The sequence below is a fragment of the Streptomyces sp. L500 genome, from assembly GCF_054551825.1.
In genome coordinates, this window is the sequence record NZ_JBTOLC010000019.1 from 1 (window position 1) to 13,532 (window position 13,532).

At 72.2% G+C, this 13,532-nt stretch carries 17 protein-coding genes and 2 tRNA genes; 13 read left to right on the plus strand and 6 right to left on the minus strand.

Features of this window, described 5'->3' with window-relative positions; all coding sequences use genetic code 11:
- The first annotated feature begins 13 nt into the window (after window positions 1–13).
- From ACX9I7_RS18785 to ACX9I7_RS18800, 4 genes are all read left to right on the plus strand, one after another.
- Window positions 14–85 (plus strand) — tRNA-Gln (locus ACX9I7_RS18785).
- A gap of 16 nt (window positions 86–101) precedes the next feature.
- Window positions 102–174: transfer RNA gene (locus tag ACX9I7_RS18790), tRNA-Glu, on the plus strand.
- A gap of 90 nt (window positions 175–264) precedes the next feature.
- The gene (locus ACX9I7_RS18795) at window positions 265–1,101 is read left to right on the plus strand and encodes an MEDS domain-containing protein (protein ID WP_387565725.1); all 837 of its coding nucleotides are present in this window, start codon (window positions 265–267) and stop codon (window positions 1,099–1,101) included.
- Window positions 1,088–2,068: an anti-sigma factor RsbA family regulatory protein gene (locus ACX9I7_RS18800; RefSeq protein WP_459387973.1), complete on the plus strand. Its 981-nt coding sequence runs from the start codon at window positions 1,088–1,090 to the stop codon at window positions 2,066–2,068. The genes ACX9I7_RS18795 and ACX9I7_RS18800 overlap by 14 nt, the downstream gene beginning before the upstream one ends.
- A gap of 78 nt (window positions 2,069–2,146) precedes the next feature.
- On the opposite strand, the gene ndgR is transcribed toward ACX9I7_RS18800, so the two are convergent.
- Window positions 2,147–2,875 carry an IclR family transcriptional regulator NdgR gene (ndgR, locus tag ACX9I7_RS18805; protein WP_126916265.1) on the minus strand — a complete coding sequence of 243 codons (729 nt, stop codon included), beginning with the start codon at window positions 2,873–2,875 and terminating at the stop codon, window positions 2,147–2,149.
- Window positions 2,876–2,973: 98 nt separating this feature from the next.
- Between ndgR and leuC the strand changes: the two genes are divergently transcribed.
- The 4 genes from leuC to ACX9I7_RS18825 all read left to right on the plus strand — a co-directional run bounded on the left by leuC (window position 2,974) and on the right by ACX9I7_RS18825 (window position 6,241).
- Window positions 2,974–4,410, plus strand: coding sequence for a 3-isopropylmalate dehydratase large subunit (leuC, locus tag ACX9I7_RS18810; protein ID WP_387565719.1), 1,437 nt, complete (start codon window positions 2,974–2,976; stop codon window positions 4,408–4,410).
- A gap of 3 nt (window positions 4,411–4,413) precedes the next feature.
- Window positions 4,414–5,007, plus strand: a complete 594-nt coding sequence (leuD, locus tag ACX9I7_RS18815; RefSeq protein ID WP_387565716.1) for a 3-isopropylmalate dehydratase small subunit — start codon at window positions 4,414–4,416, stop codon at window positions 5,005–5,007.
- A gap of 169 nt (window positions 5,008–5,176) precedes the next feature.
- Complete coding sequence (locus ACX9I7_RS18820; protein WP_126916268.1) at window positions 5,177–5,422, plus strand: SCO5555 family protein; 246 nt, start codon at window positions 5,177–5,179, stop codon at window positions 5,420–5,422.
- Window positions 5,423–5,545: 123 nt separating this feature from the next.
- Entirely contained in the window at window positions 5,546–6,241 is a 696-nt protein-coding gene (locus tag ACX9I7_RS18825; RefSeq protein WP_387565713.1) for an HU family DNA-binding protein, read from the plus strand.
- Between the two features lie 73 nt (window positions 6,242–6,314).
- Here ACX9I7_RS18825 and ACX9I7_RS18830 read toward each other — a convergent pair whose 3' ends face one another.
- Together ACX9I7_RS18830 and cofC are read right to left on the minus strand one after the other, a co-directional pair.
- Entirely contained in the window at window positions 6,315–6,542 is a 228-nt protein-coding gene (locus tag ACX9I7_RS18830; RefSeq protein WP_189451167.1) for a hypothetical protein, read from the minus strand.
- Window positions 6,543–6,552: 10 nt separating this feature from the next.
- Complete coding sequence (gene cofC / locus ACX9I7_RS18835; RefSeq protein WP_387565710.1) at window positions 6,553–7,212, minus strand: 2-phospho-L-lactate guanylyltransferase; 660 nt, start codon at window positions 7,210–7,212, stop codon at window positions 6,553–6,555.
- A gap of 202 nt (window positions 7,213–7,414) precedes the next feature.
- Here cofC and ACX9I7_RS18840 point away from each other — a divergent pair, with 202 nt between their 5' ends.
- From ACX9I7_RS18840 to ACX9I7_RS18850, 3 genes are read left to right on the plus strand one after another with little or no spacing between them, the layout of a single operon-like run.
- The gene (locus ACX9I7_RS18840) at window positions 7,415–8,182 is read left to right on the plus strand and encodes a lysophospholipid acyltransferase family protein (protein ID WP_387565707.1); all 768 of its coding nucleotides are present in this window, start codon (window positions 7,415–7,417) and stop codon (window positions 8,180–8,182) included.
- Entirely contained in the window at window positions 8,179–9,180 is a 1,002-nt protein-coding gene (locus ACX9I7_RS18845) for an NAD(P)H-dependent glycerol-3-phosphate dehydrogenase (RefSeq protein ID WP_358628492.1), read from the plus strand. Before ACX9I7_RS18840 ends, ACX9I7_RS18845 begins: the two co-directional genes overlap by 4 nt.
- Before the next feature lie 34 nt (window positions 9,181–9,214).
- Window positions 9,215–10,363 (plus strand): D-alanine--D-alanine ligase family protein, encoded by a 1,149-nt coding sequence (locus ACX9I7_RS18850; RefSeq protein WP_459387974.1) that lies wholly within the window; start codon window positions 9,215–9,217, stop codon window positions 10,361–10,363.
- Between the two features lie 19 nt (window positions 10,364–10,382).
- Here ACX9I7_RS18850 and ACX9I7_RS18855 read toward each other — a convergent pair whose 3' ends face one another.
- Entirely contained in the window at window positions 10,383–10,889 is a 507-nt protein-coding gene (locus ACX9I7_RS18855; protein ID WP_387565698.1) for a DUF3515 domain-containing protein, read from the minus strand.
- Window positions 10,890–10,909: 20 nt separating this feature from the next.
- Window positions 10,910–11,143: an Lrp/AsnC ligand binding domain-containing protein gene (locus ACX9I7_RS18860; protein ID WP_126916274.1), complete on the minus strand. Its 234-nt coding sequence runs from the start codon at window positions 11,141–11,143 to the stop codon at window positions 10,910–10,912.
- Between the two features lie 146 nt (window positions 11,144–11,289).
- On the opposite strand from ACX9I7_RS18860, the gene ACX9I7_RS18865 reads away from it, so the two are divergent.
- Both ACX9I7_RS18865 and thiD read left to right on the plus strand, forming a co-directional pair.
- Window positions 11,290–12,267 carry a thiamine-phosphate kinase gene (locus ACX9I7_RS18865; RefSeq protein WP_126916275.1) on the plus strand — a complete coding sequence of 326 codons (978 nt, stop codon included), beginning with the start codon at window positions 11,290–11,292 and terminating at the stop codon, window positions 12,265–12,267.
- 23 nt (window positions 12,268–12,290) lie between these two features.
- Complete coding sequence (gene thiD / locus ACX9I7_RS18870; protein ID WP_459387975.1) at window positions 12,291–13,082, plus strand: bifunctional hydroxymethylpyrimidine kinase/phosphomethylpyrimidine kinase; 792 nt, start codon at window positions 12,291–12,293, stop codon at window positions 13,080–13,082.
- Window positions 13,083–13,215: 133 nt separating this feature from the next.
- Here the strand turns inward: thiD and rpmB are convergent, their stop codons facing one another.
- Entirely contained in the window at window positions 13,216–13,401 is a 186-nt protein-coding gene (rpmB, locus tag ACX9I7_RS18875; protein WP_003957616.1) for a 50S ribosomal protein L28, read from the minus strand.
- Window positions 13,402–13,532 lie beyond the last annotated feature (131 nt).

Here is a 13,532-nt window from a genome sequence, read left to right on the forward strand (position 1 = left end):
GGTAAAACCACCATGGGGTATGGTGTAATTGGCAGCACGAGTGATTCTGGTTCATTTAGTCTAGGTTCGAGTCCTGGTACCCCAGCGCAGTAACAAAGCAAGCCCCCGTTGTGTAGCGGCCTAGCACGCCGCCCTCTCAAGGCGGTAGCGCCGGTTCGAATCCGGTCGGGGGTACAGCGAAACACAAGAAACGCCCTCCGCTTCGGCGGGGGGCGTTTTTTGCGCGTCCTTCCGCCCCTCGTGGGGCGGCGGGATAATCCCCGCATGGTCCACGTCGGTGATCTGCGGCCCGGTGACCACGCGTGTCTGCTCTTCGGATCGGACGAGGAGCGGGCCTCCATTCTGCGGGACTTCGTCCGAGGGGCCCTGGACGCCGAGGACAAGATCCTCTACCTGAGTGGTGCCGAAGCGGAGCCCCTGGGCATGCCCGGTGTGCCGGCGGGCCGGGTCGAGGTCGTCCGGCTCGGGGAAATCCTCTCCGGCCGGGGCCGGTTGGAGCCCGCCGCCCTGCTGCGGAGGCTGCGCGGTGCCGCCGAGCGCTCCCGACGGGAGGGCTATCGCGCCCTGCGGATCGCCGGGGACCTGTGCGCCGCCGTCCACGACGAACGGGACGTCCGCCGGCTGCTGCGGTACGAGGCGCTGCTGGCCGAGGAGTTCAGCGCGGGCCAGGCCCTGGCCGTCTGCCAGTACGACATCCGCCGCTGCGAACCCGCCGCCCTCGCCGCCCTCGCCTCCGCCCACGCCGGGAGCGTCGAGGCCGATCCGCTGGTGCGCACCCCCGAACTGGTCGTCGCCCGGACCTACCGCCCGCAGGGGCTGCGGCTGGAGGGCCTGGTCGACGAGGGAGCCCACCGCTGTCTGCGGGACGCCCTGCGGTCCGTGGCGGCGGTCCGGGGCGATGTCAGCCTGGAGATGTCCGGGGTGGAGTTCCTCGACCTGGGCGGGCTGCGGCTGCTGATGACCTTCGCCCGCGCCCGGGCGGCCCGCCACCGCGCCGTGGAGCTCACCGGGCTGCGGCCGCACCTCCGGCAGGTCATCACGCTCGTCGGCTGGGACCGCACCCCCGGCCTCCGGCTGGGGGCCGGGCATGGCCGGGACTGACCCGGGCACCGGTCCGGGCACCGGTCCGGGCTTCGTCCACCAGGCGTGCCTGTACGGCACGGACGAGGAGTTCCTGGCGACGGCGCTGCCCTTCGCCCTCGACGGGCTGGCGGCGGGGGAGCCCGTCCTCGCCGCCACGACGCCCGCCAACATCGAGCTGCTGCGGGAGGCATTGGGGGAGCGGGCGGGGGAGCTGGACACGGCCGAGACGGCGTATTTCGGGCGTCGGCCCGTGGAGCGGGTGGCCGCGTTCCTGCGCTACCACGACCGCCGCTCCCGCCCCGGGCGGCGCCTGCGGATCCTGGCCGAACCCGTGTGGGGCGGGAAGTCCGCGCGTCAGATCGCCGAGTGGAAGCGGATGGAATCCGGGCTCAACGTGCTGCTGGCCGGGCTGCCCGTCCGGATGATCTGCCCCTACGACACCCGGACCGTGCCCGGCGACGTGGCCCACGCGGCCCGGGCCACCCACCCGGCGCGGGTGGACGGGCGCCTGGTGACGCCCTGCGCCGAGTTCACGGACCCGGCGGCGTACGCGGCGGCCGTGCCGCCGCCGCGCCTTCCCGCGCCGCCGGGGGCGGCCCGGGCGGGGCCCACGGCGCGGATCGCGGAGATCCGCTCCTTCGCGCGCGAGCGAGCCGGGGCGGGCGGGCTGCGGGGGGAGCGGCTGGGGCTGGCGGTGCTGGGGGTGTGCGAGGCGGCGGGCCATCTGCTGGCCTCCGGGCCCGCGCCCCGGGTGGCGGTACGGGCGTGGGAGGAGCCGGGGGTGCTCGTGTACGAGCTGCTGGGCGCGCCGGTGCGGCCGCTGCCCGCCTTCGCGGGCTTCCGGCCGCCGGGGCCGGAGCCGCACTCGGAGGACGGGCTGTGGCTGGCGCGGACGCTGAGCGAATCGCTGGACGTGGCGGTGCGGGGTTCGCTGGCGCGGCTCACCCTGCGGGTGGCGGGCCCCCGGGACGCGGAGCGCTGGTGAGGGGGCGGCAGCCCCCTCGCACCCCCGCTCCGCGCTCACGCGCGGAGCGGGGGTCCGGGGGCGGAGCCCCCGGGAAGCTCACCCGTTGCGCCGCAGCGCCTCCGTGAGGCGGATCGCCGCGTCCAGGACGGCCTGGGCGTGCATCCGGCCCGGGTGGCGGGTGAGGCGCTCGATCGGTCCGGAGACCGAGACGGCGGCGACGACCCGGTTGGAAGGCCCCCGCACCGGCGCCGAGACCGACGCCACACCCGGCTCGCGCTCGCCGATCGACTGGGCCCAGCCCCGCCGCCGGACGCCCGAGAGGGCCGTCGCCGTGAAGCGGGCGCCCTGGAGGCCGCGGTGCAGCCGCTCAGGCTCCTCCCAGGCCATGAGGACCTGGGCCGCCGAGCCGGCCTTCATCGGCAGCGTGGAGCCCACGGGCACCGTGTCCCGCAATCCGGACAGTCTCTCCGCCGCGGCCACGCAGATCCGCATGTCGCCCTGGCGCCGGTAGAGCTGCGCGCTCTCGCCCGTGACATCGCGCAGGTGGGTGAGGACCGGGCCCGCCGTGGCCAGCAGGCGGTCCTCGCCCGCCGCGGCCGCGAGCTCGCTCAGCCGGGGGCCGAGGATGAACCGGCCCTGCATGTCGCGCGCCACCATCCGGTGGTGCTCCAGAGCCACCGCGAGCCGGTGCGCCGTCGGACGCGCGAGGCCGGTCGCCGTGACCAGCCCGGCGAGGGTCGCCGGACCGGACTCCAGAGCGCTCAGAACCAGAGCCGCCTTGTCGAGAACGCCCACACCGCTAGAGCCGCCACTACTGTTGTCCATGCAACGATACTCGCGTCTCACACTATGAAACGCAAGTTCATATTTTCGCGGGACGCGCCACCCTGGACGGACAGCACCCCACCCCACAGGAGAGAGCGATGGGACGGACACTCGCGGAGAAGGTCTGGGACGACCATGTCGTGACGCGCGCCGAAGGCGAGCCCGACCTCCTCTTCATCGATCTGCACCTGCTCCACGAGGTGACCAGCCCGCAGGCCTTCGACGGCCTGCGGAAGGCGGGACGACCGGTCCGTAGGCTCGACCTCACCATCGCCACCGAGGACCACAACACCCCCACCCTCGACATCGACAAACCCATCGCCGACCCGGTCTCCCGCACCCAGCTGGAGACCCTGCGCCGCAACTGCGCCGAGTTCGGGGTGCGCCTCCATCCGCTGGGCGACATCGAGCAGGGCGTCGTCCACGTGGTGGGACCGCAGCTGGGGCTGACGCAGCCCGGTACGACCGTGGTCTGCGGCGACAGCCACACCTCCACCCACGGCGCCTTCGGCGCGCTCGCGTTCGGCATCGGCACCAGCCAGGTCGAGCACGTCCTGGCCACCCAGACGCTGCCGCTGGCGCCGTTCAAGACGATGGCCGTCACCGTCGAGGGCGAACTGCCCGAGGGCGTCACCGCCAAGGACCTGATCCTCGCCGTCATCGCCAGGATCGGCACGGGCGGCGGCCAGGGCTACGTCATCGAGTACCGCGGTTCCGCCATCGAGAAGCTCTCGATGGAGGCCCGGATGACCGTGTGCAACATGTCCATCGAGGCGGGCGCCCGGGCGGGCATGATCGCCCCGGACGAGACCACCTTCGCGTACCTCAAGGGACGCCCCCACGCACCGCGTGGCGAGGACTGGGACGCGGCCGTCGCCTACTGGCGCACCCTGCGCACCGACGACGACGCGGTCTTCGACCACGAGGTGGTCGTCGACGCCGCCGAGCTCGCTCCGTTCGTCACCTGGGGCACCAACCCGGGCCAGGGCGCGGCGCTCTCCTCGGCGGTCCCCGACCCCGCTTCGTACTCCGACCCGTCCGAGCGGCTCGCCGCCGAAAAGGCGCTGGAGTACATGGACTTGACGCCGGGTCAGGCGCTGCGCGACATCCGCGTCGACACCGTCTTCGTGGGCTCCTGCACCAACGGCCGCATCGAGGACCTGCGCGCCGCCGCCTCCGTCATCGAGGGCCGGGACGTCGCCGACGGCGTGCGCATGCTGGTGGTCCCCGGGTCCGTCCGGGTGGCCCTCCAGGCGGTCGAGGAAGGGCTGGACAAGGTGTTCACCGCGGCCGGCGCCGAATGGCGGCACGCGGGTTGCTCCATGTGCCTCGGCATGAACCCCGACCAACTCGCGCCGGGCGAGCGCTCCGCGTCCACGTCCAACCGCAACTTCGAGGGCAGGCAGGGCAAGGGCGGGCGCACCCACCTCGTCTCGCCGCAGGTGGCCGCCGCCACCGCCGTGCTGGGTCACCTCGCCGCCCCGGGCGACCTGCCCGGCCTCGCCACCGATGTACGCACCCCCGTGGAGGTCTGACCGATGGAAGCGTTCACCACCCACACCGGCCGGGCCGTCCCGCTGCGCCGGAGCAACGTCGACACCGACCAGATCATCCCCGCGCACTGGCTGAAGAAGGTGACCCGCGACGGTTTCGAGGACGGGCTCTTCGAGGCGTGGCGCAAGGACCCGGAGTTCGTCCTGAACCGCCCCGAGCGGGCGGGTGCCAGCGTGCTGATCGCCGGTCCCGACTTCGGTACCGGCTCCTCCCGTGAACACGCCGTCTGGGCGCTCCAGAACTACGGTTTCAAAACCGTCGTGTCGTCCCGCTTCGCCGACATCTTCCGCGGCAACTCGCTCAAGAACGGACTGCTCACCGTCGTTCTGCCGCAGGAGACCGTGGAGGCGCTGTGGGAGCTGACCGAGAACGACCCCGCCGTGGAGGTGACCGTCGATCTGGTGGCGCGCGAGGTGCGGGCCGGCGGGCTGACGGCCGGTTTCGACCTTGACGAGAACGCCCGGTGGCGGCTCCTGGAGGGACTGGACGACATCGATCTGACCCTCCGGAACGCGGCGGACATCACCGCTTTCGAGGCCCGCAGGCCCTCGTTCAAGCCCTCCACAGCAAGAATCTGAGACCGATTCCGGCTCGTTTGGCCCAGTGTCGGACGGCCTTCACGGACCCCGGATTTCCGCTGCTCACCCAGGGTTTGGCATGATGCGCCCCCTGTCTTCGGACAGGGGGCGCATCGTTTTGTTGAGGCCCTGTGAAGCGACAACTCGCCTCAGATGGCACAATCGGTGCATGGAACGCGACAGCCAACTCGAGCTTTACCGGCTCGTCGCGGACCAACTGAAGGAAGCGCACACAAGGGTGCGCGCACTGCAAGTCCCGGAGGGCGTAAGGATGGCGCTGTCCCGGCAGCTGCTGGCCATCACGGCCTCGGCGAAGCACGATCTCTCAGGCGCGGCAAGGCGTCTGGACCGGCTGATGAACGACCTCGACGAGGGCCGTTTCCCCGAAGATCCCGGCACGCACGGAACTCCGTGATGCGTCGGGTTCGTTGCGGCACAAGGGTGATTAGACCGTTTCGTGTTTGATTTGCGGTATATATCTGCCTAACGTGCGAAAAAGCTGGAGCACTTTCCAGCCAATGTCTCCGAAGGGGAAGACGTGAACAAGGCGCAGCTCGTTGAAGCGATTGCCGACAAGCTCGGCGGCCGTCAGCAGGCCGCGGACGCCGTCGACGCGGTACTCGACGCGATTGTCCGCTCGGTCGTCGGTGGTGACCGTGTCTCGGTGACCGGCTTCGGTTCGTTCGAGAAGGTCGACCGCCCGGCTCGTTACGCCCGTAACCCGCAGACGGGAGAGCGCGTCCGGGTCAAGAAGACCTCGGTGCCGCGCTTCCGCGCGGGCCAGGGCTTCAAGGACCTGGTGAGCGGCACGAAGAAGCTCCCGAAGGCCGGCGAGGTCTCGGTCAAGAAGGCGCCCAAGGGCAGCCTCACGGCCGGCAAGGCCACCACCAAGGCCGCGGCGAAGAAGGCCACCGCCAAGAAGGCGACCGCCAAGAAGGCCACCGCCAAGAAGACGACCGCCGTGAAGGCCACGCCGGCGAAGAAGACGACGGCGGCCGCCAAGAAGGCGGCTCCGGCCAAGAAGGCCACGACGGCCAAGAAGGCCACCGCCACCAAGGCCACCACCGCGAAGAAGGCGGCTCCCGCCAAGAAGGCGGCGACCACGGCGAAGAAGGCGGCTCCGGCCAAGAAGGCGACCGCGAAGAAGACCGCGCCCGCCAAGAAGGCCGCGACCCGTACCACCACCACCGCGCGCAAGACCACGGCCAAGAAGACCACTGCCAAGAAGAAGTAAGGCAGCGGACGCACGTCGTAACGCGCCGGGCCGGGCTCCCCGAGGGGGAGCCCGGCCCGCGGTGCGTCCGTCCTCAGAACGTCTGGAGCGTCACCAGGGTCACCCGGCGCTGTGCCGGCGGGACCTCCGGGGCGCCCTCGGCCGGCGCCGCGAACTCGATCCGCACCCGCTGGCCGGGCCGCAGCATCAGCAGACCGCCGGCGTCGAACGCCGCCCCGTCGAAGGGCACGGGCGTGCCGTCGTCCAGGAGAACGCTCCCGGCGTGGGTCTGGGGATCGAAGGTGTACGCGGTGGCCTGCATGACCGGCAGCCTAGTCCGCCCGCGCGGGCGAGGGCGCCCCGGCGGCCCGCGCCCGGCCGGCGACCGCCGCCGTGCGCGGCCCCACGCCCAGCGCCAGGGCGGCCAGCAGGTCCTGCTCGGTGTCCACGTCCCGGCGTACGGAGTCCACGCCCGTGAGCGTTATCTCCTCGGCCCCCGAGGCCCGGTGCCGGGCGCGTGAGGCGCCCTCGAACGCGGGGGACAATTCCCTTCCGGGGGCCGCCGCCAGCAGGGTCGTACCGATTCCGGCGGCATCCGCGAGAAATGCGCGGGGAAATCCGCCGGCGAATTCGAGCACCCGCCCGAGTTCGGCGGGGCGCAATGCCGGCAGATCCGCGTTGAGCGTGGCCACGGCCGCGTCCGGGCGGGCCCGGCGCACTTCGCGCGCGCCGTGGGCCAGGGCCGCGTTCAGCCCGCCGCCCGGCGGCTCGGGCAGCACCCGGGCGCCCAGGGCCGCGAGCCGGGCCCCGGCCAGCGGATCCGCCGTGACGACCGCCACATCCCGCACGACGCCGCAGGCCAGCGCGGCGCCCACGGTGTCCAGGGCGAAGGCCAGGGCCAGCGCGGGCCCCGGCAGCCGTGCCGCGCCAGCCACCAGACGGCTCTTGGCCCCCGCCAGCGGTTTCACCGGCACCACCAGCGTCCAGTGCACGGCCCCGGTCCCCTCTCCTCGCGTCGGCCCCCATTGTCACCCGCTGCCGGAGCCCGGCGGCGGGCGCGGGGTTACGGTGTTCCGAGAAGTCCGGGGCCCCGGGGCGTTCTCGACAGACCGGGTACCCGGGGCGACACTTGTCCGGCCCCCGGGTGAGCAGCACGCCCGAAGCACGTCCAGGTTCCAACAGAAGGGTGTCCGAGTGTCCCGCCACAGAATCGGCTTCTGGTACCGCTTTGCGGCGGTGTTGGCGAAACCGCCGCTCGTGGTTCTGTTCAAGCGGGACTGGCGCGGAATGGAGCACATTCCCGCCGACGGCGGCTTCATCACCGTCGTCAACCACAACTCGTATCTCGACCCGCTGTCCTACGCCCATTACCAGTACAACACCGGGCGCGTCCCGCGCTTCCTGGCCAAGGCCGGGCTGTTCAAGGGCAGCTTCGTCGGCGCGATCCTGCGCGGCACCGGGCAGATTCCCGTCTACCGGGAGTCCGCCGACGCGGCCACCGCGTTCCGGTCCGCCGTGGACGCCATCAACAGGGGCGAGTGCGTGGCCTTCTACCCCGAGGGCACCCTCACCCGCGATCCCGACATGTGGCCCATGGAGGGCAAGACCGGCGCCGCCCGTGTCGCCCTGCTGACCCGTGCGCCCGTCGTCCCGGTCGCCCAGTGGGGCGCCAACGAGGCGATGCCGCCGTACGCCAAGGACAAGAAGCTGCGGCTCTTCCCCCGCAAGACCCTCCGGGTGCTGGCCGGCCCGCCCGTCGACCTGTCGGCGTACTACGGCAAGGAACCCACCGCCGAGGTGCTGCGCGAGGTCACCGAGGTCATCATGAGGGCCATCACCGAACTCCTCGCCGAACTGCGCGGCGAGCCCGCCCCGGCCGAGCCGTACAACCTCAAGAAGGCCCGTGCCGCGGCCCGCCGCGCCGCCGGGAAGGCCCCCTCCGAGGAGGAGAACGACAAGTGACGCGCGTCGCCGTCTACGGCACCGGTTCCTGGGGGACCGCCTTCGCGATGATCCTCGCCGACGCGGGCTGCGAGGTCACCATGTGGGGCCGCCGCGCCGCCCTCGTGGACGCCATCAACACCGGCCGCACCAACCCCGACTACCTCCCCGGCATCGAGCTCCCCGCCGCCGTCCGGGCCACCACCGACCCCGCCGAGGCCGCCCGCGACGCCGCGTTCACCGTGCTCGCCGTGCCCTCCCAGACCCTGCGCGGCAACCTCGCCGAGTGGACGCCCCTGCTGGCCGACGGCACCGTGCTGGTCTCCCTGATGAAGGGCGTCGAGCTCGGCACCGCGAAGCGGATGAGCGAGGTCGTCGAGGAGGTCGCCAAGGTCTCCCCGGACCGGGTCGCCGTGCTCACCGGCCCCAACCTCGCCAAGGAGATCGCGGCGCGGCAGCCCGCCGCCGCCGTCGTCGCCTGCCCCGACGAGTCCGTCGCCCGGCGGCTCCAGGCCGCCTGCCACACCGCGTACTTCCGCCCCTACACCAACACCGACGTGGTCGGCTGCGAGCTGGGCGGCGCGGTGAAGAACGTCATCGCGCTGGCCGTGGGCATCGCCGACGGCATGGGGCTGGGCGACAACGCCAAGGCGTCCCTGATCACCCGGGGCCTCGCCGAGACCACCCGGCTGGGCCTGGCCATGGGCGCCGACGCCCACACCTTCGCGGGCCTGGCCGGCATGGGCGACCTCGTCGCCACCTGCGCCTCGCCGCTCTCCCGCAACCGCACCTTCGGCGCCTGCCTCGGCCGGGGCATGACCCTGGAGGAGACCGTCGCGGTCACCAAGCAGACGGCGGAGGGCGTCAAGTCCTGCGAGTCCGTGCTCGATCTGGCCCGGCGTCACCATGTCGACATGCCGATCACGGAGACGGTCGTCGGCATCGTCCACGAGGGCAAGCCGCCCATGGTGGCGCTCAAGGAGCTGATGTCGCGCAGCGCCAAGGCCGAGCGGCACTGAAGCACCCGTGGTCACCAGGTACTCTCGACGCGATATGAGCAGCGAGACCTCCCCCCAGAGCCCTGAGCGGAAGCCGCGTGTCGCGGTCGTCTTCGGCGGCCGCAGTTCCGAACACGCCATTTCCGTGGTGACCGCAGGCGCGGTGCTGCGCGCCATCGACCGCGCCAAGTACGACGTGCTGCCGATCGGCATTACCACCGACGGCCGTTGGGCGCTGACCGCCGACGACCCCGAGCGGATGACCATCGCCGACCGGTCGCTGCCGAGCGTCGAGCAGCTCACCGACTCCGCCGACGGCGGCGTCCTGCTGCCCGTCACCCCGGCCAGCCGCGAGGTCGTCTACACCGAGCCCGGTGCCGTCCCCAAGGCGCTGGGCGAGGTCGACGTCGTCTTCCCCGTGCTCCACGGCCCCTACGGCGAGGACGGCACCCTCCAGGGCATGCTGGAGCTCGCCGGGATCCCCTATGTGGGCGCGGGCGTCCTCGCCTCCGCCGTCGGCCAGGACAAGGAGTACATGAAGCGCGTCTTCACCTCCTTCGGCCTGCCCGTCGGCCCGTACGTGGTCATCCGCCCGCGCGAGTGGGAGAACGACCAGGCGGGCGCCCGCAAGAAGATCGTGGACTTCGCGGGCGAGCACGGCTGGCCGCTCTTCGTGAAGCCCGCGCGCGCCGGCTCCTCGATGGGCATCACCAAGGTCGACGACCTCTCCGGTCTCGACGAGGCCATCGCCGAGGCCCGCCGCCACGACCCGAAGATCCTGGTCGAATCGTTGCTGCGCGGCCGGGAGATCGAGTGCGGCGTCCTCGAGTTCGAGGACGGCCCGCGCGCCAGCGTGCCCGCCGAGATCCCCCCGGTCTCCGCGCACGACTTCTACGACTTCGAGGCCAAGTACATCGACTCCGCCTCCGGCATCGTCCCCGCCCCGCTGAGCGAGGAGGAGACCCGCCGGGTCCAGGAGCTGGCCGTCGAGGCATTCGAGGCCGCCTCCTGCGAGGGCTTGGTCCGCGCGGACTTCTTCCTCACCGAGGACGGCGAGTTCGTGATCAACGAGATCAACACCATGCCCGGCTTCACGCCCATCTCCATGTACCCGCGCATGTGGCAGGAGACCGGCGTCGAGTACCCGGAGCTGGTCGACCGGCTCGTCCAGGCCGCCCTGCGCCGCTCCACGGGCCTGCGCTAGCGGCCGGTGGAGGGGCCCGTCAGGGGAGGATCCCCACGGGGACCGTCTTCGTGATGGCGCCGGCGAGATCGGTCAGCGCGCTGATGTCGCCGGCGCCGCCCACCACGCGGGCGGGCAGCGTCACCTCGATCCACGCCTCACGGTGCACGGTGGTGCAGCGGACGCTGCCGTCCGGCTGCCGCTCCGGCAGCCACTCCACCCCGTCGAGCTCCGCCGAGTCGGCGTTGGGGTTGTAGTGTTCGGAACCACGCGTAAGGATCTTGGGACGGGCCACCCCGCAGCGCAGTGAGATCGCGGGATCGCCCCACAGGGCCGTGAAGTCCGACGCGGGCTCCGCGGTACGCCGCTTCCGCCCGTCCAGGACGTCCGGCAAGGCACCGTGCAACGCCCGGCAGTGCCCGGCCTGCCGCGCGTCCGGCGTGGGAACCGCCGGACCCGCTGACGGGTCCGGCGCGGAACAGCCCGCGGCCGCGAGGAGCAGGGCGGCGGCGGGCAGGCCGAGGGGCCGGCGGAGCGAAGACTTCACCGGCCGAGCATACGGGGGAGCTAGATATGGACCACCGGGCAGGTCAGGGTGCGGGTGATGCCCTCCACCTTCTGTACTTTCGCGACCACCATGCGACCGAGCTCGTCCACGGTGTCCGCCTGGGCGCGCACGATCACGTCGTACGGCCCCGTCACGTCTTCGGCCTGGATCACTCCCGAGATCTTTCCGATGACTTCGGCCACGGTCGACGCCTTGCCGACCTCGGTCTGGATCAGGATGTACGCCTGTACCACGGAACCTCCAGGGCGGCTTCGAGGATCATGTGGGGAGAAGAGACGCCACGGTACCGCGTCGCCGCACGGTGCGGGGAGACCCGCGCGGCCTGCGCGGCGCGGAACACGTCACGATCAGGGCAACCGACACTCCGAGGAGGAGCTCAGTGAAAGGCACCGTGGGCGAGCTGGGGGAGTTCGGCCTCATCAGAGAGCTGACCTCCCGGCTCACCACCACCCCGGCGGTCCGGCTCGGACCGGGTGACGACGCCGCGGTGGTCGCGGCGCCCGACCGCCGGGTCGTCGCGAGTACGGACGTACTCCTGGAGGGACGGCACTTCCGCCGCGACTGGTCCACCGCCTACGACGTCGGGCGCAAGGCCACCGCGCAGAACCTCGCCGACATCGCCGCCATGGGCGCGGTGCCCACCGCCGTGCTGCTGGGCCTCGTCGTGCCCGCCGAGCTCCCCGCCACCTGGCCGACCGAGCTGATGGACGGCATCCGCGACGAGTGCCAGGTCGCCGGCGCGGCCGTGGTCGGCGGGGACGTGGTGCGCGGCGACACCATCACCGTCGCCATCACGGCCCTGGGCGACCTGCGCAACCACGAGCCGGTCACCCGCTCCGGAGCCCGCGCGGGCGACGTCGTGGCCGTCACCGGCTGGCTGGGCTGGTCCGCCGCCGGGCTCGCCGTGCTCTCCCGCGGCTTCCGCTCCCCGCGCGCCTTCGTCGAGGCCCACCGCCGCCCCGAGCCCCCGTACCACGCGGGGCCCGCCGCGGCCGCGCTCGGCGCCACCGCCATGACGGACGTCAGCGACGGCCTCATCGCCGACCTCGGCCACATCGCCGAGGCCAGCAAGGTCCGCATCGACCTGCGCACCGCCGCCATCGACGTGCCCACGCAGATGCTGGACATCGGCCAGGCCGTCGGCGTCGACCCGCTCCAGTGGGTGCTGACCGGCGGAGAGGACCACGCCATCGTGGCGACCTTCCCACCGGATGTGAAGCTCCCCGCCCGCTGGAAGATCATCGGCGAGGTCGTCAACCCCTCCGCCCTCCCGCAGGTCACCGTCGACGGCGCGCCCTGGGACAAGGCGGGCGGCTGGGACCACTTCGGCGACGACGGCCTGGAGCCGGGCGAATGACCGCCGGGGAGTAGATTGCGCGCATGCGCACACCCCCGCCCCGCGTGCTGACCGTCGCCGGATCCGACTCCGGCGGCGGTGCGGGCATCCAGGCCGACCTGAAGACGATGCTCGCCCTGGGGACCCACGGTATGAGCGTGGTCACAGCGGTGACCGCGCAGAACTCCCTCGGCGTCCAGGGCGCCTGGCCGCTGCCCGCCGAGGCGGTACGGGCCCAGTTCCGCAGCGTCGTGGACGACATCGGGGTGGAGGCCGTGAAGACCGGCATGCTCGCCTCGGCGGAGCTCGTGGAGACCGTGGCCGCGCTCCTGGCCGAGGTGACGGCCCCCGTCGTCGTCGACCCCGTCGGCATCTCCAAGCACGGCGACGCCCTGCTGGCCGCCTCCGCCCGCGACGCGGTCCGCACGAAGCTCCTGCCGGTCGCGACGGTCGCCACCCCCAACCTGGACGAGGTCGCCTGGCTGACGGGCGTCCAGGTCGCCTCCGAGACGGGTATGCGGCGGGCGGCGGACGCGATCCTCTCCCACGGCCCGCGCTGGGCCCTCATCAAGGGCGGCCACCTGGAGGGCGACGCGGTGGATCTCCTGACGGACGGATCGGAAGAACACTGGCTGCGCGCCCCGCGCCACGACAACCGCCACACCCACGGAACGGGCTGCACGCTGGCGAGCGCGATCGCCGCCGGTCTCGGCAAGGGGCTCTCCGTTCCGGAGGCCGTGCGGGCGGCCAAGGACTACGTCACGGGGGCGATAGCGGCGGGCTTTCCACTGGGCGCGGGCATCGGCCCGGTGCACCACGGGTGGACGAGCCCCTGACCCGCCCCTTCCCGTTTCCGAAGGAGCTGCCGCCCCTTCGAGACCCCGCTTGGGGCACAACGAAAAGCCGGCCCACCCCGAAACGGGGAGGACCGGCTTTCAAGGACGGCGAGGCTGCCGCGCTACTAGCTAGTTAGCGCGAGACCTTGCCGGCCTTGATGCACGAGGTGCAGACGTTGAGGCGCTTCGGCGTCCGACCGACCACGGCACGCACACGCTGGATGTTCGGGTTCCAGCGACGGGACGTACGGCGGTGCGAGTGCGAAATGTTGTTGCCGAAGCCCGGCCCCTTGCCGCAGACGTCGCAGTTGGCAGCCACGGGTCACTCCAAAGACTTCAGATGCACTTACGGGAAATCCCGGCGTGCCGGGTCGTAGGTGACTGGCTTGCCAGGGGGATGGCCTGATTCTCATCAGGCAACCGGAGCAGCATACAACGACCGCTCCTGGA

Coding starts and splice junctions, on each gene's coding strand:
- ACX9I7_RS18820 (WP_126916268.1), top strand. CDS start 5,177: ATGGAACGCGACAGCCAACTCGAGCTTTACCGGCTCGTCGCGGACCAA.
- ACX9I7_RS18850 (WP_459387974.1), top strand. CDS start 9,215: ATGAGCAGCGAGACCTCCCCCCAGAGCCCTGAGCGGAAGCCGCGTGTC.
- ACX9I7_RS18830 (WP_189451167.1), bottom strand. CDS start 6,542: ATGCAGGCCACCGCGTACACCTTCGATCCCCAGACCCACGCCGGGAGC.
- thiD (WP_459387975.1), top strand. CDS start 12,291: ATGCGCACACCCCCGCCCCGCGTGCTGACCGTCGCCGGATCCGACTCC.
- leuC (WP_387565719.1), top strand. CDS start 2,974: ATGGGACGGACACTCGCGGAGAAGGTCTGGGACGACCATGTCGTGACG.
- ACX9I7_RS18795 (WP_387565725.1), top strand. CDS start 265: ATGGTCCACGTCGGTGATCTGCGGCCCGGTGACCACGCGTGTCTGCTC.
- leuD (WP_387565716.1), top strand. CDS start 4,414: ATGGAAGCGTTCACCACCCACACCGGCCGGGCCGTCCCGCTGCGCCGG.
- ACX9I7_RS18800 (WP_459387973.1), top strand. CDS start 1,088: ATGGCCGGGACTGACCCGGGCACCGGTCCGGGCACCGGTCCGGGCTTC.
- ndgR (WP_126916265.1), bottom strand. CDS start 2,875: ATGGACAACAGTAGTGGCGGCTCTAGCGGTGTGGGCGTTCTCGACAAG.